Genomic DNA, 20,923 nt, shown 5'->3' on the forward strand with positions numbered 1-20,923 from the left:
CCTTACTCAGAGACGGGCTGACGCGCGGCCAGCCACAGACGCAGTTGTTTTTTATCCACTTTGCCGACCGGCGTGAGCGGCAGCGCATCGACGCGCTCCACGCGATCCGGCAGTTTGAAATCGGCGACGCCCAGCTCGCGTAAAAAGCGGCGGATCTCCACCGCCTTGATCGGGCGGGTGGTGACGATATACGCGCAGCTTTTTTCGCCGAGCAGGCTGTCTTCCATCGAAACCAGGCCCGCGTGGACGATAGCCTCGTGGCCGAGCAGCAGGTTCTCGATCTCTTCCGCGGCGATCTTCTCGCCCCCGCGGTTGATCTGATCTTTCTCGCGCCCCTGAACGGTGATGTAGCCCTGCTCATCGATGGCTACCAGATCGCCGGAGCAGTAAAACCCGTTCTCATCAAAGGCGCTGGCGTTGTGTTCAGGACTGTTGTAGTAACCGCGGAAGGTGTACGGGCCGCGCGTCATCAGCCGTCCTGTTTCACCGCGCGGCAGCGGGTTGCCGTTTTCATCCGCCACCCAGACCTCATCGTCCGGGCTCATCGGGCGGCCCTGGGTGGTGAAGATGCGCTCGTCCGGGTCGTCCAGGCGGGTGTAGTTGACCAGCCCTTCGGCCATGCCGAACACCTGCTGAAGCTGACAGCCGATCTCCGCAGGAATGCGCGCGGCGAGCGTGTCGGAAAGCCGCGCGCCGCCGACCTGCAACAGTTTCAGCGATGCCAGCTGGCGGTTGTCGCCCCACTCCTGAATGGCCTGCAGCCAGAGGCTGACGGCGGGCGGCACCAGCGCGGTGACGTTAATCTGGTGCGCCTCAATCAGCGGAAAGCAGAGCGTCGCGCTCGGGTCGCGCGCCAGCACCACACAGCCTTCGGCGAAGAAGACGCCGAGCGCGCCGGGGGAGCTTAACGGGTAGTTGTGCGCCGCGGGCAGCGCGCAGAGGTAGCGCGTTTCGCGGGTGAATGCGCAAATCTCCACGCTGCGGCGAATGCTGTAGTAGTAGTCGTTGTGCGTGCGCGGGATGAGCTTCGGCGTGCCGGTACTGCCGCCGGAAAGCTGGAAAAACGCCACTTCATCGGCGGCGGACGGCGTGAGGATAACATCCGCTTCAGGCTCTGAAATCAGCGCGTCCAGCCCGTCGCCGCGCAGAAGCGTCATACGCAGCGACGGATGCTGCGCTTTCAGCGCCGTGATATACGCGTCGTCGCTAAAGAGCGCGTGCTCGCGGTCGGCGATCAGCAGCGCCGGGACAATCTGGCGCGCGTATGCGTCAAGCTCGGTGCGCTGATGGCTGAACAGCGCGTTAACCGGCACCACGCCAATTTTCAACAGCGCGAAGAACACGATGTAAAACTCCGCCACGTTGCCAAGCTGCACCAGCGCGGTGTCGCCGCGCTGAAGCCCGCGACGCGCCAGCGCGCCCGCAAGACGTGTAGCTGCCGCATCCAGCTCGCGGTAGCTGTAGCGGCGCTCGCCGTCGATAAGCGCCGTCGCGGCACTCTGCGCGTGGCGGCTCAGAATATCGGTGAGCGGCAGGTCAAGCCAGTAGCCGCGGGCGCGGTAGCGCGCGGCGAGATCGTCCGGCCAGCGGGTGTAAGGGATCGTCATGCGTAAAACCTCAGTGAAGACCTAAAACGTGGAGCATGGTGGAGAGCTTGACGCCGGTTTCGCGCCACTCCGAGGCCGGATCGGACGCCGGAACAATCCCCGCGCCCGCAAACAGCCGCACCTGATTTTCCCGCAGACGCGCGCAGCGGATAGTCACCGCCCACTCGCCGTTGCCGTCGGCATCGCACCAGCCGACAATTCCGCCGAACAGCTCGCGATCGAACGGTTCCAGCTCGGCGATATACGCTTTCGCCGCTTCATGCGGGTAACCGCTCAGCGCGGGCGTCGGGTGCAGCAGGCAGGCGAGCGACAGCGCGTTGTCATCCGCAAAGCGCGTTTCGCCCTCGACGGGCGTCGCGAGATGCCAGAGCGTCGGCGTGGTAATCAGCTCCGGCGCGCCCGGCATCGCGAGGCGCTGGCTGCGCGGCGCGAGTACGTCGCGCATCGCCTGCGTCACCAGCTCATGTTCATGGCGATCTTTGGCCGAGCAGAGCAGCGCCTGGCCTGCGCTTTTATCCTGCGCCGCGTCGGCATGGCGGCGCGCGGAGCCCGCCAGCGGCAGCGAGCTGAACGTATCGCCGTCTTTGCGCAGCAGCAGTTCCGGGCTCGCGCCGAGCAGCGCGCCGCCGTCCGGCAGCGGCACATGGAAGTTAAAACTCGCGGGGTTTTGCGCCACCAGACGCGCCAGCAGCGCCAGGCTGTCCGGGGCCTGCCCGGTGGTGATATCGATAAGGCGGGAGAGGACGATTTTACTGACCGCAGGCGTCGCGGTCAGCGCGGCGGCGCGCGCCACCATCGCCCTGAACGTCGCCTCGTCCGGGAGCGCTTCACGGCGGATAACGCGCGGCGCGGCGCTGTTGTCGATAAGCGAATAACCGCCGCGCGCGGTATCGCTGTAGCTTTCAGGAATAAACAGCGCGGACGGTTTGCGGGTATCGAACGGAATAGCGCCGACGACGATGGGGCGCGCGATGCCCTGCCTGCGGGCGCGGTCGAACGCGTCGCGTAGCGCGGTCTGAAACACGCCGTGGCGCTCTGCGCCGTCGGCGGCAGGCGTCTCCAGCCGCGTAAAACAGCCGCGGGTGGTGAAACTGCGATAAGGCGACATGAAGAAAAAGCTGTCAGATGAAAGGGATGCGGCAGCGTCGCAGCGTTCCCCGGCCAGTGACGTATCCATGCGCTCCTCCTGTACCAAAAAGTGAACTGATAATTGTTATCATTTGTATTTGGAGGCGTAACCTAAGGCGAAATGACGGGGTTGTCAACCACAGGGGAGAAGTGGAGGCGAAAGCGCCGCTTGCATCCTGTCGGCAAATGATGAAAATGAGAAGCATTATTAACTCATCGTACAGGAATTGTAGCCGTGACGTTCACTTCCGCCCTGCGCGCCGTACTCGCCGCCAGCCTGCTGGTTTTAGGAATATCCTCAGTCTCACAGGCGGCGTCGTGGCCGCGTCAGGTTACCGACAGCCGCGGCGTACATACGCTTGAAAAAGCGCCGCAGCGCATTGTCTCTACCAGCGTCACGCTGACCGGTTCGTTGCTGGCGATTGACGCGCCGGTGGTGGCGAGCGGCGCGACGTCGCCAGGCAACCGCGTCGCCGACGACCAGGGGTTTCTGCGCCAGTGGGGTGATATCGCCAAAGCGCGTCATGTTGAGCGGCTGTATATCGGCGAGCCAAACGCCGAAGCCGTGGCCGCGCAGATGCCGGATCTGATTCTGGTGAGCGCCACCGGCGGCGATTCGGCGCAGGCGCTGTACGAACAGTTTTCCGCTATCGCGCCGACATTAATCATCAATTACGACGACAAAAGCTGGCAGGCGCTGTTAACGCAGCTCGGCGAGATAACAGGTCATGAGAAGCAGGCCGCCGCGCGCATCGCGCAGTTTGACCAGCAGCTCGCGCAGGCGAAAGCGCAGATGACGCTGCCGCCGCAGCCCGTGAGCGCGCTGGTTTATAACCCCGCCGCGCACGGCGCGAATCTCTGGACCGCCGAATCGGCGCAGGGGAAACTGCTCGGCCAGCTCGGCTTTACGCTCGCGCCGCCCCCTGCCGCGCACGGCCTCACCAGCATGGGCAAACGCCACGATATTATTCAGCTCGGCGGTGAAAATCTGGCGGCGGGGCTGAACGGCGAGACGCTGTTTTTGTTCGCCGCCGATGATAAAGACGCCGCGGCGCTGCTGCGCGATCCGCTGCTGGCCCACCTTCCGGCGGTGAAAAATAAACGGGTTTACGCGCTCGGCACCGAAACCTTCCGGCTCGATTACTACAGCGCCAGCCTGTTGCTGAAACGGCTTGAAGCATTGTTCAAACAGTAAAAGACGGGGCCGGATGGCCCCTTTTTTAATGCGGCGCGGGTTCCGGCGGCGGCTGGCGCAACCGGCGCAGTTCCGCCAAAAGCAGCGCCAGCGCAAGGGTAACGATCGCAAGCCCAATCCCGCCCACGCTCGCGGCGCTCACCGGCGACAGCCAGGCGCCCATACCGCCGAGCGCCGCCGCGCCGATGGCGTCGCCCGTGACGTTTTGCGCGGTCCACAGGCCGTTAATGCGCCCGAGCATGTGATCCGGCGTCCGGGTCTGGATAAGCTGGTACTGGATAAGCGAGCTCACGCCGCTCAGGTAGCCGAACAGCGTCAGGCAGATAAACGCCAGCGGCCAGAACGGCATCAGGCTGAATGCGCCGACGGCCAACAGCGCCAGCACCGAGGAAATCAGCAGCGTGCGGCCAGGGCGCGGGGCGTGCGCGAGCCCGCCGCTGGTGAGCGCCCCCAGCGCCGCGCCGAGCGGCACCGCGGCGTACAGTACGCCGATTTCGCCGCTCGCCATCTGCCAGTGGTTCGCAAGCGCGGGATAAAGCACACGCACCGCGCTCGCCATCGTCAGCAGCGCGCCGACCAGCGCCACGCCGCCCACGACCGGGCTTGCCGCAAGAAAGCGCAGCCCGTCGGCCAGCGCGCGCAGCGGATGCTGGCGTTGCATCTGCGGCGCGGGGAGCGCCGGGAGGGTGAGCAGCGGCAGGAGCGTGAGAAAAGTTCCGAGCGCCGCCAGCGCGTAGTTCCAGGCCACGCCGCCCCAGGCCAGCAGCACGCCGCCGAGTAGCGGCGAAATTACCGAGCCCAGACGCACCGTCAGCATGGTAATCGCCCCCGCCTGCATCAGGTTTTCACGCCCGACGATGGCGGGCGTCGCCGCCAGCAGCGCCGTCACGCCGATCGCCCCGAAAAACCCGTCCCATAACCCGAGCAGATAAATCGCAGTGACCGACGACGCGGGCAGCACGGCGTTGATCCACAGCCCGATAAACCCGAGGCCGCAAGTGGAACGCGCCAGCAGAATAAGCGTTTTGCGCTCATAGCGGTCGGCCAGCACGCCGCCGGTCATCAGCCCGATAAACATCGCCGCCCCGGTGAGCGTGACCGCCAGCCCCACCTGGAAGGGCGAGCCGGTGAGCGTCTGGATCTGTACCGGCACCGCCACGCCGAGCAGTCCAAGGCCGAGAATGGAGATAAAGCGCGCCAGAAAGACGGCGCGATAAGCGGGATGGGTTTTCAGTAACGAGAGGTTCAGTAACAGCGAATGTCGGTTCATTACAGGGCCTTAACGCGAATTTTCCTTGCCGGATAACGGGACGGCCATGCTAACATAGCCAGATAAGAGTGATAATAACTATCATTATCGATTCCAGGATGTGCGTTATGTCGGCCTCGCGCCTTTCCTCCAGGATGGTTGTCCTGGGGTGTCTCTTGTTACTGCTGCTGTTGATGGTCGCCCTCAGCCTGCTGGCGGGCGCCAAATCCCTGCCCTTCTCTCTCGTGATGGACGCGCTCACCGGCACCTGCCGCGAGGCGGACTGCACCATCGTGCTGGATGCGCGTCTGCCGCGCACCCTTGCGGGTATTGTCGCGGGACTGTCGCTCGGGCTTGCCGGCGCGCTGATGCAAACGCTGACCCGCAACCCGCTCGCCGACCCCGGCCTGTTAGGCGTCAATTCCGGCGCCAGTTTCGCCATTGTGCTGGGCGCGGCGCTGTGGGGCGTGAGCGATCCGCTGCATATTCTCGCGCTGGCGCTGTGCGGTGCGCTGGCCGCCACACTCGTGGTGGCGTTTACCGGCAGCGCGGGCGGCGGGCAGCTTAGCCCGGTGCGCCTGACGCTCGCGGGCGTGGCGCTGGCCGCGGTGCTGGAAGGGCTTTCCGGCGGCATCGCGCTGTTAAACCCGGTGGTGTATGACCAGCTGCGCTTCTGGCAGGCGGGCTCGCTTGATATCCGCACCCTGACGACGCTTAAAGCCATTGTGCCGGTCGTGCTCACGGGCGCGGTTATCGCGCTGCTGCTGGGGCGCGCCCTGAACAGCCTGAGCATGGGCAGCGACACGGCGACGGCGCTCGGCAGCCGCGTGGCGCGCACGCAGGTGTTCGGGCTTATCGCCATTACGCTCCTGTGCGCCAGCGCCACCGCCGTGGTCGGCCCCATCGCCTTTATCGGCCTGATGATGCCGCACTTGGCGCGCTGGCTGGTGGGCGCGGATCACCGCTGGTCGCTGCCGGTGACGCTGCTCGCCACGCCGTCGCTGCTGCTGCTCGCGGATATCATTGGCAGGCTGGTAGTGCCGGGCGAACTGCGGGTATCGGTGGTCAGCGCGTTTATCGGCGCGCCCGCGCTGATTTATCTGGTGCGCCAGCGGCGCGGCGGAGCGTCGCTATGAGATCCGTTCCCCCTCGTTTAGGGCTCTTTTGCCTGCTGATGTTGAGCCTGTGCATCGGTCTCGGCCTCTGGGCGCTGACGCAGGGCGCGGTAACGCTTGAAGCCCGTAAGGTGCTGGAGGCGCTGACCGGCCACGCGCCGCGCAATGTTGCGCTTATCGTCACCGAATGGCGGCTGCCGCGCGTGGCGATGGCGCTGCTGCTGGGTGCCGCGCTCGGCGTGAGCGGCGCGATTTTCCAGTCGCTGATGCGCAACCCTTTAGGCAGCCCGGATGTGATGGGCTTTAACACCGGCGCCTGGAGCGGCGTGCTGGTGGCGATGGTGCTGGCGGGCCAGCACCAGTCCGCTATCGCGTTCACCGCCATCGCGGGCGGCACGCTGACGGCGTTTATCGTCTGGCTCCTCGCCTGGCGCAACGGCATCGACACTTTCCGGCTGATTATTATCGGCATTGGCGTGCGCGCGATGCTGGTGGCGTTCAATACGTGGCTGCTGTTGCAGGCGTCGCTTGAGACGGCGCTGTCGGCGGGCCTGTGGAACGCCGGTTCGCTGAACGGCATCACCTGGGGCAAAACGCTGCCCGCCGCCCCGCTGCTTGCGCTGGCGCTGCTGGCGAGCGCGCTGCTGGTGCGCCGGATGCGGCTTCTGGAGATGGGCGACGACAGCGCCTGCGCGCTGGGTGTGGCGGTGGAACGCTCTCGCCTGCTGCTGATGCTGACCGGCGTGGTGCTGACCGCAGGCGCGACGGCGATGGCCGGGCCGATTTCGTTTGTCGCGCTGGTGGCGCCGCATATCGCGCGTCGCTTAAGCGGCACCGCGCGCTTCGGGCTGACCCAGGCGGCGCTGTGCGGCGCGCTACTGCTGCTGGCCGCCGATCTGTGCGCGCAGTATCTGTTTACGCCTTATCAGCTGCCGGTGGGCACCGTCACCGTCTGCCTCGGCGGCATTTATCTCATCGCCTTGTTGATACAGGAGTCACGCAAGAGATGACTACGACCTCACGCTTGACCGGCGAAGCGCTGACGCTGGGCTACGGCGATTTTCGCGTCGCCGACGGGCTGAACGTGGCGATCCCGGATGGCAAATTCACCGCGATTATCGGTCCGAACGGCTGCGGCAAATCGACGCTGCTGCGCACGCTGAGCCGTCTGATGAAACCGCTCGGCGGGCAGGTGCGGCTCGATGGCGAGGCTATTCAGCGCTTCGCCACTAAAGAGGTGGCGCGGCGTATTGGCCTGCTCGCGCAGAACGCCAGCGCGCCGGGGGATATCACCGTTGCGGAGCTGGTGGCGCGCGGGCGTTATCCGCATCAGCCGCTGTTTACCCGCTGGCGCGACGAGGACGAGCGCGCGGTGCAAAAGGCGATGGCGGCGACCGGCGTGACCGCGCTTGCCGACCAGAGCGTCGATACGCTCTCCGGCGGCCAGCGCCAGCGCGCCTGGATTGCGATGGTGCTGGCGCAGGAGACCTCGATTTTGCTGCTCGATGAGCCGACCACCTGGCTTGATATCAGCCATCAGATCGATCTGCTGGAGCTGCTGAGCGCGCTTAATCGCGAGCAGGGGTATACGCTTGCCGCGGTGTTGCACGATTTGAACCAGGCGTGCCGCTACGCGAACCATCTGATCGCGTTGCGGGACGGGAAGATTATCGCCGAGGGCGCGCCTTCTGAGATTGTGGACGCGGCGCTTATCGAGGCGATTTACGGATTGCGGTGCATGATTATTGAGGATCCGGTGGCGGGTACGCCGCTGGTGGTGCCGCTCGGGCGGCGGTAGTGGGCAATGAGGCGTCAGGGTAAATGGTGGGTGCGCTTCGCTTACCCACCCTACGAAATCAACCTTTCCTGTAGGACGGGTAAGCCTGCGCACCCGCCGTTAACGTCAGGTGGGTGCGCTGCGCTTACCCCCCTACAAAATCAACCTTTCCTGTAAGGCGGGTAAGCCTGCGCAACCGCCATTAACGTCAGGTGGGTGCGCCGCTTACCCCCCTACAAAATCAACCTTTCCTGTAGGACGGGTAAGCCTGCGCACCCGCCGTTAACGTCAGGTGGGTGCGCTTCGCTTACCCACCCTACGAAATCAACCTTCCTGTAGGGCGGGTAAGCCTGCGCACCCGCCGTTAACGCCTTACAGCGGGTTGGTTTGCGCTTCGACTACCGCCAGCGCCACCATATTCACGATACGGCGAACCGAGGCGATTGGCGTCAACACATGCACCGGTTTCGCGACGCCCATCAGCACCGGCCCTACGGTCACGCCCTCGGAGCTCGACACGCGCAGCAGGTTATAACTGATACGCGCCGCTTCCACGTTCGGCATAATCAGGATGTTGGCCGAGCCTTTCAGCGGGCTGTCCGGCATACGATCGTTGCGGATGCTCTCCACCAGCGCCGCGTCGCCGTGCATCTCGCCGTCGATCATCAGATCCGGGGCGCGCTCACGCACCAGCTGTAGCGTCTCGCGCATTTTGCTGGCGGCGGGCGAATCGGAAGATCCGAAGTTGGAATGCGACAACAGCGCCACTTTCGGCTCGATCCCGAAACGACGCACCGTTTCCGCCGCCATGACCGTAATCTCCGCCAGCTGTTCCGGCGTCGGATCGTCGTTCACGTACGTGTCGGCGATAAAGGTGTTGCCGCTCGGCAGCAGGAGCGCGTTCATCGCGCCTGCGGCCTTCACGCCGTCGCGATAGCCGAAAATCTGCTGAACCACGCTGAAATGTTCGTGGTAATCGCCGATCGTACCGCAAATCATGGCGTCGGCTTCGCCGCGATGCACCATGATGGCGCCAATCACCGTACTGTTGCCGATAACGGCGCGCTGGGCCTGCTCCTGGGTGATGCCACGGCGCTTCATGATGCTGTAGTACTCGTTCCAGTACTCCTTAAAGCGCGGGTCCGACTCGTTATTCACGATCTCGAAATCTTTGCCCGCCTCGATTTGCAGGCCGAGTTTTTTCAGGCGCATCTCAATAACGCCAGGACGGCCCACCAGCACCGGCTTCGCCAGGCCAAGCGTAATCAGCTCCTGGGTGGCGTGCAGCACGCGCGGCTCTTCGCCTTCGGTCAGCACCACGCGCTTCGGATCTTTGCGCGCCTGGTTGAAGACCGGCTTCATAAACAGGTTGGTTTTGTAGACAAACTCGGTGAGCTTGTCTTTATAGGCGTCGAAATCCTCAATCGGGCGGGTCGCGACGCCGGAATCCATCGCCGCTTTCGCCACCGCAGGGGCGATAGTCACGATAAGGCGCGGGTCGAACGGTTTCGGAATGATGTAATCCGGCCCGAACGATAACTCCTGATCTTCATAGGCCGAAGCCACCACGTCGCTCTGCTCGGCATGCGCCAGTTCGGCGATGGCGTGCACCGCCGCGAGCTTCATCTCTTCGTTGATGGCGGTCGCGCCTACGTCCAGCGCGCCGCGGAAGATGAACGGGAAGCAGAGCACGTTGTTCACCTGGTTCGGGAAATCCGAACGACCGGTGCAGATGATCGCATCCGGGCGCACTTCTTTGGCGAGCGGCGGCATGATTTCCGGCTCAGGGTTGGCGAGCGCGAGGATGAGCGGCGAATCCGCCATCTTTTTCACCATCTCCTGGGTCATGACTTTCGGGCCGGAGCAGCCAAGGAAGATATCCGCGCCTTCGATCACGTCGCCGAGCGTGCGCTTGCCGTTATCGTCAATCGCGTAGGCGGCTTTGGTTTCCGCCATGTTCTCTTCGCGACCTTTGTAGATGACGCCTTTGGAGTCGCACACCACGATGTTGTGCTTCTGCATGCCAAGCGCCACCAGCAGGTTCATACAGGCGATGGCGGACGCGCCCGCGCCGGAGACCACGAGGCGCGCGTCAGAGATATTTTTTTGCACCACGCGCAGGCCGTTTAACACCGCGGCGGTACAGATAATGGCGGTGCCGTGCTGATCGTCATGGAACACCGGAATGTTCATGCGCTCGCGCAGTTTCTTTTCGATATAAAAACACTCCGGCGCTTTGATATCTTCCAGGTTGATCCCGCCGAAGGTCGGCTCCAGCGCCGCCACCACATCAACCACTTTATCGGGATCGTGCTCGTCGATTTCGATATCAAACACATCAATACCGGCGAATTTCTTAAACAGGACGCCCTTGCCTTCCATCACCGGTTTACCGGCCAGCGCGCCGATATTGCCAAGCCCCAGCACCGCGGTGCCGTTGGAGATAACCGCCACGAGGTTGCCGCGCGCGGTGTATTTATAGGCGGCCAGCGGGTCGGCGGCGATTTCCAGACAGGGCGCCGCCACGCCTGGCGAATACGCCAGCGCCAGATCGCGCTGGGTCGCCAGCGGTTTGGTCGGAGAAACCTGAATTTTGCCTGGGACCGGGAATTCGTGAAAATCGAGGGCGCTCTGTTTTAGTTGTTCATCCATTTTGCTGATCCTTTTTCTCTTGCAGGGTATGAAGCGGCGTGTCGCACGCTCGTTTAACCAGGCCGTCAGTATCGCCCGTTAGCGGCGGCTAAACTTTGAAGACCGCCAAACTCTGAGTCATGCAACCCTTTGATGTTATCAATTTATAGCAGCGATGTTGCCGGTTCGGGAAAGCATTGCTATGCGCGTCTGCTATGCTTTTTTGTTATGTCCCTGATGAGATCCCGGCGGGCGACACTGACAGCGCCCCATAAAATCTTTGCTTTTCAAGGAGTAGCAAAATGAACCAACTCGATGGCATTAAACAATTCACAACGGTAGTCGCCGACAGCGGCGATATTGAATCGATTCGTAACTATCAGCCTCAGGACGCCACCACCAACCCTTCCCTGCTGCTGAAGGCCGCCAGCCTTGAGCATTACCAGCATCTGTTCACCGATGCGCTGGAATACGGCAAAAAACGCGGCAGCACGCAAAAAGAGCAGGTGGCGGAAGCCAGCGACAAACTGGCGGTCAACGTGGGTGCGGAAATTCTGAAAAGCATTCCGGGACGCGTCTCGACGGAAGTGGACGCCCGCCTGTCGTTCGACAAAGAAAAAAGCATCGCCAAAGCGCGTCGCCTGGTCGAACTCTATCAGGATCAGGGCATCGATAAATCGCGCATTCTGATTAAGCTCGCGTCCACCTGGGAAGGCATTCGCGCCGCGGAAGAGCTGGAAAAAGAAGGCATTCACTGCAACCTGACGCTGCTGTTCTCCTTCGCCCAGGCGCGCGCCTGCGCCGAAGCGGGGGTGTATCTGATCTCTCCGTTCGTGGGCCGTATCTATGACTGGTACAACACCCGCAAACCGATGGACCCGTATGTGGTCGATGAAGATCCCGGCGTGAAGTCGGTGCGTAACATCTACGACTATTACAAGCAGCATAACTACCAGACCATCGTCATGGGCGCGAGCTTCCGCCGTACCGAGCAGATCCTGGCGCTGGCGGGCTGCGACCGTCTGACCATCTCCCCTAACCTGCTCAAAGAGTTGCAGGAGAGCGATGCGCCGGTGGCGCGTAAGCTGATCCCGGCATCCCAGGGCTTTAACCGTCCGCAGCCGATGACCGAAGCCGAATTCCGCTGGGAGCATAACCAGGACGCGATGGCGGTTGAAAAACTGGCCGAAGGCATTCGCCAGTTCGCGGTCGACCAGCGCTCGCTGGAAGATCTGCTCGCCGCCAAACTTTAACTTTTGCCATGGAGAGAAACATGTCTCATCAGCTTTTAGCCAACGCCATTCGCGCGCTGAGTATGGATGCGGTACAGAAAGCCAAATCCGGCCACCCCGGCGCCCCGATGGGGATGGCGGATATCGCCGAAGTGCTGTGGAACGGCTTCCTCAAGCACAACCCGACTAATCCGACGTGGTACGACCGCGACCGCTTTATTCTTTCCAACGGTCACGCGTCGATGCTGCTCTACAGCCTGCTCCACCTCACAGGCTACGACCTGCCGATGGAAGAGCTGAAAAACTTCCGCCAGCTGCACTCCAAAACGCCGGGCCACCCGGAAATCGGCTATACGCCGGGCGTGGAAACCACCACCGGGCCGCTCGGCCAGGGGCTCGCGAACGCCGTGGGTCTGGCGATTGCCGAGAAAACGCTCGCGGCGCAGTTTAACCGCCCGGGCCATGAGATCGTCGATCACAATACCTATGTGTTTATGGGCGATGGCTGCCTGATGGAAGGTATCTCTCATGAGGTCTGTTCGCTCGCAGGCACGCTGGGCCTCGGCAAGCTCATTGGCTTCTACGATCACAACGGCATTTCCATTGATGGCGAGACCGAGGGCTGGTTTACCGACGACACCGCCAAACGTTTTGAAGCCTACCACTGGCACGTAGTGCATGAGATTGACGGCCACGATCCCGAGGCTATCAAACGCGCTATTGAAGAAGCGAAACAGGTTACCGATAAACCGTCGCTGATTATTTGTCGTACCGTGATTGGCTTCGGCTCGCCGAACAAAGCGGGCAAAGAGGAGTCCCACGGCGCGGCGCTTGGCGAAGAAGAAGTGGCGCTGACCCGCAAACAGCTCGGCTGGAACTATCCGCCGTTTGAAATTCCGGATGAAGTCTACAAAGGCTGGGATGCGAAAGAAAAAGGCCGCCAGGTTGAAGCGAGCTGGAACGAGAAATTCGCCGCTTATCAGGAAGCCTACCCGGAGCTGGCGGCCGAGTTTAACCGCCGTATGGGCGGCGAAATGCCGGAAAACTGGCAGCAGGTGACGCAGGAGTACATCGAAAAACTCCAGGCGGAACCGGCGAAAATCGCCTCCCGTAAGGCGTCTCAGAACGCGCTGAACGTTTATGGCCCGGTACTGCCGGAGTTGCTCGGCGGCTCGGCGGATCTGGCGCCCAGCAACCTGACTATCTGGTCGGGCTCGACATCGCTGAAAGAAGATCCGGCGGGCAACTATATTCATTACGGCGTACGTGAATTCGGCATGACGGCGATCGCCAACGGCATCGCCCACCACGGCGGCTTTGTGCCCTACACCGCTACCTTCCTGATGTTCGTCGAATACGCGCGCAACGCGGCGCGTATGGCGGCGCTGATGAAGGCGCGGCAGATTATGGTTTATACCCATGACTCTATCGGTCTTGGCGAAGACGGCCCGACGCACCAGGCGGTGGAGCAGCTCGCAAGCCTGCGCCTGACGCCGAATTTCAGCACCTGGCGCCCGTGTGACCAGGTGGAAACCGCGGTGGCGTGGAAAGCCGCTATCGAGCGCCATAACGGCCCGACGGCGCTGATCCTCTCCCGCCAGAACCTGGCGCAGATCGAGCGCTCGCCGCAGCAGTTGAAAGATGTGGCGCGCGGCGGTTATATCCTGAAAGACGCGGGCGGCAAACCGGATCTGATCCTGATTGCCACCGGTTCGGAAGTGGAAATCGCCGTTCAGGCGGCCGAACGACTGCGCGGCGACGGCGTGGCGGTGCGTGTGGTGTCGCTGCCGTCGACCGATGTGTTTGACGCGCAGGATGAAGCCTACCGCGAATCGGTGCTGCCGTCCGACGTCAGCGCGCGCGTCGCGGTGGAAGCGGGTATCGCCGACTACTGGTACAAATATGTCGGCCTGAAAGGCGCTATCGTCGGCATGACCGGCTATGGCGAATCCGCGCCTGCGGAGAAACTCTTCCCGTACTTCGGCTTTACCGTCGAGAACGTGGTGGAAAAAGCCCGCAAAGTGCTCGGCAAATAAGCCTTTGCACCTGCAAAAAAGCCAGCCCCGATGGGCTGGCTTTTTTATTTCCTGCGCTGTTTTACTTCAGGACCTTCAGCGTCTCGGCGTTTTTGTTTATCACAATATCTTCCGTTTTCTCATCCCACTGCGCCTGCGCGACAATCACCTGTCCCGGATGCTGCGAGTCGCGCGCCACCAGCGACGTGCCGTCCACATCCTCCTGCACGTTGAGGTTCATGGAAAACGAAGGAATAGCTTTTACCCACTGCTGTTGCTGCACGTCATACAGATATGTCGCCCGCCAGGCGCTGCTCCACCAGTCAGGATAAATCAGCGCGCGGTCGCGTCCGCTGTCGTCAAGGTTTGAGAGCGTCTCCACGCCGCCGCCGATGCAGGAGGCGATGGACGCCGGTTTAACGGCCGGATAGCTGTTCCAGAGCTGACACTCGCAGTCGCCGCTCTCATCGCAGACGCCGTTGGTTTTCGGATCGTGCGCCGTCAGCCAGGCGTAGCTTTTGGCCGTGCCGTTAAAGCGCCCGCCCGCCAGCCGGGTATCGCGGGTTTTCTGGCGGTTCGCCTCGGTTATCCAGTCGGTTTCTTCGCTGACGCGCCAGCCTGCGGCCTGTTTCGTTAAGGTGAGCTGCGCCGGGTAGTTGCGCGGCGTTTGCGGCTCCAGCCCCGCCTGCTTCACAAAGGTGGCCTGCACCGCAAGCGGCTGCCCGTCCTGCTCGGTGAGCGTGATATTGCTGACGATAGTCTGGGCGTAATGCGGATGTTTTTGCACGAAGGCGGCGTTTTCCTGGATAACCGCATCGCGCGTAAGCGCCTTGCCGTACCAGCTTATCCGATCGCCATAGAGCGCCTCGCCGGCCTGGGCCGTGGGGTGATTTTTAAAGTCGTTCCAGCGTGCGACCAGCGCGTTCGCGTCGCGTTCGTCCTGCGGCGTCATCGCGGCGCTGGCGCTAAGCGTCAGTCCTGCCAGCGCCAGCCCGAAAACCGCGCGCAGCCCCTGTGTGAAAGCCATACATTCCCTGCCATTGTTATTGGTTATGTTAAGCCACAGGAATATACGCAAAAACACGCGCCGCCAGAAGCGGGATTATTTGGTCACCCAGAGCGTCGGCCAGGCGTCGGGGCCATGCCAGCCGTCGCAGCTCGGCTCTTCGGCGTAGCGCACCAGACGAAACCGCTGGCCGTCGAAGCGCCAGCGCGTCGCGACGCCGCAGTCGCCAAGGCCGCGGCCTTTGGAGAGCGTGGTCAGCTCTTTGGTTTTTTCATCGAAGCTCGCGTTCATCAGCTCAAGCTCCTGCTCTTTATCAGCAGGCACAAAAGGCAGGCGCAGGCGCACCATCCGCGAGGCAAACGGCTTCTGCCGCGACACCAGCCAGGCGAGATCCACCGTATTGTAGGCGCCCGCTTCGCAGCTGATTATCATCAGCGCCGTGTCGTCGGTGAGCGCGGAAATACGTACTTCACGGCGCATCGGATCGAGCGAGCACTGGCTGTTAGTCATCCGCCAGGTGCCGTAATCGAGCAGTTCGTTGAGTTCGTCGTGAGAGAGCGGCGTCGGCGTCGGGTTGGAGATTTTCACGCCTTTCAACGCGGGCGCAGGCGGCACGCTGAGCGGCGGGTTGTCGCCCTTTTTAATCCAGGCGGTTTCGCTGCCGACGCGCTTTTGCTGGGCGTCGATAAACAGCAGCGCGGCCTTCAGCCCGTCGAGCGACAAACGCCCCGGCCCGTCTTTGAGCGTAATGACCGACGACTCTTTAATTTGATCGAGAAAATCGATAATGGTGGCGGGATCGTCCGTCAGCAGACGGCGCGGCGCGTCGCGCCATTTGCTGCCCGCCGGCACCAGCGTTTTGCCATCCAGCAGCAGGCGCGGCGCGAGCGGCGGCGCTTTGCTGACGGCGGCCTCCGGCTTGCCCGTCTCGATGCGCAGCGACGCGTCGGTTTTCGCCCCGGCGCTGCGCGACAGGGTTATCACGAGATCCTGATGGCCACCGACGTTACGGGCGGTGCAGAAATTCTGGTTATTGCAGGTCACCTGCCAGTCACTGAAGATCTTCTGCGCGGGCGCGGCGTACAGCGGCGAGGCGAGCAGCAGAGAACAGCTAAGCAGTGACAGCAGACGAAAAAGCATGGACGGCGCGTATCCCGGGCGTTAACAACGGTAAGAAGAAACGCGCCTATCTTCGTTGCCCTGCACGGGCGGCTCAATCGGATTTATCGGATAGCATTATCCGTAATACCGTCTCTCATTGTGAGGGAAATCAGTCCATTATTCCACGCAACTGGAGATGCTGAAGCAGCAATACCGTTTTCGCATCGCGAATCACGCCCTGTCTGACCTTCTCCAGCGCTTCGTCAAACGACATTTCCAGCACGTCGATCTCTTCATCTTCCACGCCGCCGCCGGCGTTCGCGCGCGAGGCGTCATCATATTCAGCGATAAACAGATGAATCAGCTCAGTGACGCCGCCAGGCGAGGTATAGAGCTCAAACACCTTTTCCGCCGCGTTCACGCGATAGCCGGTTTCCTCAATGGCTTCTTTGCGAATGCAGACTTCCGGCTCGTCATCGTCCAGAAGACCCGCGCAGGCCTCAATCAGCATGCCGTCCGGGTTACCGTTTACCCAGGTCGCGACGCGGAACTGGCGGATCAGCACCACGCTTTTCTTTTCGCGGTTATACAACAGCACGGCGGCGCCGTTGCCGCGATCGTAGACTTCGCGCTTGTGGCGAACTACTTCGCCATTTTTTCGCGTCAGATCGTAGGTAATATTGCGCAGAACAAAGTAGTTTTCCGACAGGATTTTATCTTTTATCAGTTCGACATTTAACGACATAGCGACTCCATAAACGCCTGGTGTGGGGTGAATAGTACGACCCGAAACGTCATTTGTCGCCCCCGGCGCGTCACCGGAATAAAGGCGCTTTCTCCGGTATTCCGCCCATTGAGCGCGGCTTCTGGCGGTTAAGCTTACGCACAGGCTATGGTTTATCCAGCCGCAAAGCAGAAAACAACCCAAGATCGGAGTAAGCATGTCGCAGACTATCCCCTGGCACGTCCTGATTGTTGACGATCACCCGCTGATGCGCCGCGGCCTGCGCCAGTTGCTTGAAACCGACGCGCGGTTTCAGGTGACGGGCGAAGCCAGCAGCGGCGCAGAGGCGATAGCGCAGGCGCGGGAACTGGCCCCGGACGTCATTTTGCTGGATCTGAATATGCGGGGCTTAAGCGGGCTGGATACGCTCAATATGCTGCGCCGCGACGGCGTGAGCGCGCGGATTATCGTGCTGACCGTCTCTGACGCGCGCAGCGACGTTTACGCCATGATAGATGCGGGCGCCGACGGTTATCTGCTGAAAGACAGCGAACCGGAAGCGCTGCTGGAGGCCATCCGCGAGGGCGCGGCGGGCGCTGGCGTATTCAGCGAGCAGGTGCAGGCGTATCTGCTCGCGCGCGAGCCTGAAGAGAAGCGTAACGCGCCGTTTGCGTTGCTGACCGGGCGGGAGCTTGACGTGTTGCAGGAGGTGGCGCGCGGGCTGTCGAATAAACAGATTGCCTCCACGCTGCACATTTCTGAAGAGACGGTAAAAGTGCATATTCGCAATTTACTGCGCAAACTTAACGTGCGCTCGCGCGTCGCGGCCACCGTGCTCTTCCTGGAATCCCGCAGCGCATAAGGCCCTCAGCCTGCGTCGCGCGAGATAATTTACATTATCTCCTTATTTTCTCCACGTTTGCTCTGCCCCCTGAGGCTACAGTAATTGCGGCTACCAATAATAACGACGCTAAGCATTTAAGAGGTCCCGACTCGCATGGCGAATTTTTTTATCGATCGCCCGATTTTTGCCTGGGTGCTGGCAATTCTGATCTGCCTGACCGGCACGCTGGCGATATTTTCACTTCCTGTTGAGCAATATCCCGAACTGGCGCCGCCTAACGTGCGTATCGCGGCGAACTACCCTGGCGCTTCCGCCCAGACGCTGGAAAACACCGTCACCCAGGTCATCGAACAGAATATGACCGGCCTCGATAACCTGATGTATATGTCCTCGCAAAGCAGCGCCACCGGCCAGGCGACCGTGACGCTGAATTTCAAAGCGGGCACCGACCCGGATGAAGCGGTCCAGCAGGTGCAAAATCAGCTGCAATCCGCGCTGCGAAAGCTCCCCCAGGCCGTACAGACGCAGGGCGTGACGGTGCGTAAAACCGGCGATACCAATATCCTGACCATCGCGTTTGTCTCCACCGACGGCAGCATGGATAAACAGGATATCGCCGACTATGTGGCGAGTAATATTCAGGAGCCGCTGAGCCGCATCAACGGCGTCGGGGATATCGACGCCTACGGCTCGCAGTACGCCATGCGCATCTGGCTTGACCCGGACAAACTCACCAGCTTTCAGCTCACCACGGCGGATGTGGTGGCGGCGATTAAATCGCAGAACAGCCAGATAGCGGTCGGCCAGCTCGGCGGCACGCCGTCTGTCGATAATCAGGCGCTGAACGCCACTATTAATGCCCAGTCGCTGTTGCAGACGCCGGAACAGTTTCGCGCCATTACGCTTCGCGTGAATCAGGACGGGTCGACCGTCACGCTCGGCGATGTGGCGACGGTCGAAATGGGGGCCGAGAAATATGATTATCTGAGCCGCTATAACGGCAAAGCGGCCTCGGGCCTTGGCGTGAAGCTCGCCTCCGGCGCTAACGAGATGGCAACGGCCCAGCTGGTGCTGAACCGGCTCGACGAACTGTCGCACTATTTCCCGCACGGGCTGGAATATAAAGTCGCGTATGAGACCACCTCGTTCGTGAAAGCCTCGATTACCGACGTGGTTAAAACGCTGCTTGAAGCGATCGCGCTGGTGTTCCTGGTGATGTACCTCTTTTTGCAGAATTTCCGCGCCACGCTGATCCCGACTATCGCCGTGCCCGTGGTGCTGCTCGGCACTTTCGCGGTGCTCTACAGCTTCGGCTACAGCATTAACACCCTGACGATGTTCGCGATGGTGCTGGCGATAGGCCTGCTGGTGGATGACGCCATCGTAGTTGTGGAAAACGTCGAGCGCATCATGAGCGAAGAGGGGCTGTCGCCGCGCGCCGCCACGCGTAAATCGATGGGCCAGATCCAGGGCGCGCTGGTGGGCATCGCGATGGTGCTCTCGGCGGTGTTTATCCCGATGGCGTTTTTCGGCGGCACCACCGGCGCGATTTACCGCCAGTTCTCCATCACGATTGTCTCGTCGATGGTGCTGTCGGTGCTGGTCGCCATGATCCTCACCCCTGCCCTGTGCGCCACGCTGCTTAAGCCGCTGAAAAAAGGCGAACACCACGGCTCGCGCGGCTTTTTCGGCTGGTTTAACCGCACCTTTGAGCGCAGCGCGCTGCGTTATGAATCCGCCGTCGGAAAAATTTTGCAGCGCAGCGTGCGCTGGATTTTGCTCTACGCCCTGCTGCTGGGCGGCATGGTGTTTCTCTTTTTGCGCCTGCCCACGTCGTTTCTGCCGCAGGAGGATCGCGGCATGTTTGTGACGTCGGTCCAGTTGCCTTCCGGCTCCACCCAGCAGCAGACGCTGAAAGTGGTGCAGCAGGTGGAGCGCTATTTCTTTGAGAAAGAAAAAGCCAATGTGGCCTCGGTGTTCGCCACCGTCGGCTCCGGCCCCGGCGGCAACGGCCAGAACGTGGCGCGTATGTTTGTACGCCTGAATCCGTGGGAAGATCGCGACCCGGATACCGGCAGCGCGGACGCGATCATTGAGCGCGCCACCGCCGCCTTCCGCCACATTAAAGAAGCGCGCGTGTTCGCCAGCAGCCCGCCCGCCATCAGCGGTCTTGGCAGCTCCGCCGGGTTTGATATGGAGCTTCAGGACCACGCCGGGCTTGGCCATGACGCGCTGATGCAGGCGCGCGATCGCCTGCTCGATATGGCGAGCCAGGAGCCGACGCTGACCCGCGTGCGCCACAACGGTCTGGATGACAGCCCGCAGTTGCAGATCGACATCGACCAGCGTAAAGCCCAGGCGCTCGGCGTTTCCATCGACGATATTAACGACACGCTGCAAACCGCGTGGGGCTCAAGCTATGTGAATGACTTTATGGATCGCGGGCGCGTGAAAAAGGTCTATGTGCAGTCCGCCGCGAAATACCGGATGCTGCCGGAAGATATTACGCGCTGGTATGTGCGCAATCAGGCGGGCGCGATGGTCCCGTTCTCGGCCTTTGCGACGTCGCGCTGGGAAACCGGTTCGCCGCGTCTGGAGCGTTACAACGGCTATTCGGCGCTGGAGATTGTCGGCGAGGCGGCGCCGGGCGTAAGTACTGGCACCGCGATGGACGTGATGGAAAAACTGGTGCGCCAGCTGCCGACCGGGTTTGGCCTGGAGTGGACGGCGATGTCGTATCAGGAGCGGCTCTCCGGCTCGCAGGCGCCCGCCCTTTACGCGCTGTCGCTGCTGGTGGTGTTCCTGTGCCTGGCCGCGCTGTATGAGAGCTGGACGGTGCCGTTCTCGGTGATGCTGGTGGTGCCGCTCGGCGTGATTGGCGCGCTGCTCGCGACCTGGCTGCGCGGGCTTGAGAACGACGTCTATTTCCAGGTGGGGCTGCTGACGGTCATCGGGCTGTCCGCCAAGAACGCGATACTGATTGTCGAGTTCGCCAATGAGATGAACAGCAAAGGCCATGAGCTTATCGCCGCGACGCTCGACGCCTGCCGCCAGCGCCTGCGGCCGATTTTAATGACGTCGCTGGCGTTTATCTTCGGCGTGCTGCCGATGGCGACCAGCAGCGGCGCGGGCTCCGCCAGCCAACACGCGGTGGGCACCGGTGTGATGGGCGGAATGATCTCCGCGACCCTGCTGGCTATCTTCTTTGTGCCGCTGTTCTTTGTACTGATTCGCCGGCGTTTTCCGCTGAAGCCTGCGCCTGAAGAATAACCCGGAAAAGAAAAAGGCGGCCTGTTCAG

The 20,923-nt window shown here is 61.9% G+C and carries 15 protein-coding genes; 8 read left to right on the forward strand and 7 right to left on the reverse strand.

Annotation, left to right across the window (positions count from 1 at the left end; genetic code table 11):
- Positions 1-2 precede the first annotated feature (2 nt).
- Both AFK65_RS14315 and entC read right to left on the reverse strand, forming a co-directional pair.
- Positions 3-1,607: a (2,3-dihydroxybenzoyl)adenylate synthase gene (locus tag AFK65_RS14315; RefSeq protein WP_007700394.1), complete on the reverse strand. Its 1,605-nt coding sequence runs from the start codon at positions 1,605-1,607 to the stop codon at positions 3-5.
- 10 nt (positions 1,608-1,617) lie between these two features.
- Complete coding sequence (entC, locus tag AFK65_RS14320; protein ID WP_038856571.1) at positions 1,618-2,784, reverse strand: isochorismate synthase EntC; 1,167 nt, start codon at positions 2,782-2,784, stop codon at positions 1,618-1,620.
- Between the two features lie 186 nt (positions 2,785-2,970).
- Here entC and fepB point away from each other — a divergent pair, with 186 nt between their 5' ends.
- Positions 2,971-3,930: a Fe2+-enterobactin ABC transporter substrate-binding protein gene (gene fepB / locus AFK65_RS14325; RefSeq protein ID WP_038856569.1), complete on the forward strand. Its 960-nt coding sequence runs from the start codon at positions 2,971-2,973 to the stop codon at positions 3,928-3,930.
- Between the two features lie 25 nt (positions 3,931-3,955).
- On the opposite strand, the gene entS is transcribed toward fepB, so the two are convergent.
- Positions 3,956-5,200, reverse strand: coding sequence for an enterobactin transporter EntS (gene entS, locus AFK65_RS14330; RefSeq protein ID WP_038856567.1), 1,245 nt, complete (start codon positions 5,198-5,200; stop codon positions 3,956-3,958).
- A 134-nt stretch (positions 5,201-5,334) separates the two neighbouring features.
- On the opposite strand from entS, the gene fepD reads away from it, so the two are divergent.
- Genes fepD through fepC form a run of 3 tightly spaced genes read left to right on the forward strand, consistent with a single transcriptional unit; the run spans position 5,335 to position 8,092 of the window.
- Positions 5,335-6,315 carry a Fe(3+)-siderophore ABC transporter permease gene (fepD, locus tag AFK65_RS14335; protein ID WP_407638604.1) on the forward strand — a complete coding sequence of 327 codons (981 nt, stop codon included), beginning with the start codon at positions 5,335-5,337 and terminating at the stop codon, positions 6,313-6,315.
- Entirely contained in the window at positions 6,312-7,304 is a 993-nt protein-coding gene (gene fepG / locus AFK65_RS14340; protein WP_038856564.1) for an iron-enterobactin ABC transporter permease, read from the forward strand. The genes fepD and fepG overlap by 4 nt, the downstream gene beginning before the upstream one ends.
- On the forward strand, positions 7,301-8,092 hold the full coding sequence (gene fepC / locus AFK65_RS14345) for an iron-enterobactin ABC transporter ATP-binding protein (RefSeq protein WP_007700416.1): 792 nt from the start codon (positions 7,301-7,303) through the stop codon (positions 8,090-8,092). The genes fepG and fepC overlap by 4 nt, the downstream gene beginning before the upstream one ends.
- A 351-nt stretch (positions 8,093-8,443) precedes the next feature.
- Here fepC and maeB read toward each other — a convergent pair whose 3' ends face one another.
- On the reverse strand, positions 8,444-10,723 hold the full coding sequence (maeB, locus tag AFK65_RS14350; protein WP_007700428.1) for an NADP-dependent oxaloacetate-decarboxylating malate dehydrogenase: 2,280 nt from the start codon (positions 10,721-10,723) through the stop codon (positions 8,444-8,446).
- A 281-nt stretch (positions 10,724-11,004) separates the two neighbouring features.
- Here maeB and tal point away from each other — a divergent pair, with 281 nt between their 5' ends.
- Positions 11,005-11,955 (forward strand): transaldolase, encoded by a 951-nt coding sequence (gene tal / locus AFK65_RS14355; protein WP_038856563.1) that lies wholly within the window; start codon positions 11,005-11,007, stop codon positions 11,953-11,955.
- A gap of 20 nt (positions 11,956-11,975) precedes the next feature.
- The gene (gene tkt / locus AFK65_RS14360; RefSeq protein WP_038856561.1) at positions 11,976-13,970 is read left to right on the forward strand and encodes a transketolase; all 1,995 of its coding nucleotides are present in this window, start codon (positions 11,976-11,978) and stop codon (positions 13,968-13,970) included.
- Between the two features lie 61 nt (positions 13,971-14,031).
- On the opposite strand, the gene AFK65_RS14365 is transcribed toward tkt, so the two are convergent.
- The 3 genes from AFK65_RS14365 to nudK all read right to left on the reverse strand — a co-directional run bounded on the left by AFK65_RS14365 (position 14,032) and on the right by nudK (position 16,801).
- Positions 14,032-14,976: a hypothetical protein gene (locus AFK65_RS14365; protein ID WP_007700442.1), complete on the reverse strand. Its 945-nt coding sequence runs from the start codon at positions 14,974-14,976 to the stop codon at positions 14,032-14,034.
- 75 nt (positions 14,977-15,051) lie between these two features.
- Positions 15,052-16,095 (reverse strand): DUF1176 domain-containing protein, encoded by a 1,044-nt coding sequence (locus tag AFK65_RS14370; RefSeq protein WP_038856560.1) that lies wholly within the window; start codon positions 16,093-16,095, stop codon positions 15,052-15,054.
- A gap of 130 nt (positions 16,096-16,225) precedes the next feature.
- Entirely contained in the window at positions 16,226-16,801 is a 576-nt protein-coding gene (gene nudK, locus AFK65_RS14375) for a GDP-mannose pyrophosphatase NudK (protein ID WP_038856559.1), read from the reverse strand.
- Positions 16,802-16,997: 196 nt separating this feature from the next.
- On the opposite strand from nudK, the gene narP reads away from it, so the two are divergent.
- On the forward strand, positions 16,998-17,642 hold the full coding sequence (gene narP, locus AFK65_RS14380; protein ID WP_038856556.1) for a nitrate/nitrite response regulator protein NarP: 645 nt from the start codon (positions 16,998-17,000) through the stop codon (positions 17,640-17,642).
- A gap of 135 nt (positions 17,643-17,777) precedes the next feature.
- Positions 17,778-20,894 (forward strand): multidrug efflux RND transporter permease AcrD, encoded by a 3,117-nt coding sequence (acrD, locus tag AFK65_RS14385; protein ID WP_038856554.1) that lies wholly within the window; start codon positions 17,778-17,780, stop codon positions 20,892-20,894.
- Positions 20,895-20,923 lie beyond the last annotated feature (29 nt).

Source organism: Cronobacter universalis NCTC 9529 (genome assembly GCF_001277175.1).
Classification (GTDB): domain Bacteria; phylum Pseudomonadota; class Gammaproteobacteria; order Enterobacterales; family Enterobacteriaceae; genus Cronobacter; species Cronobacter universalis.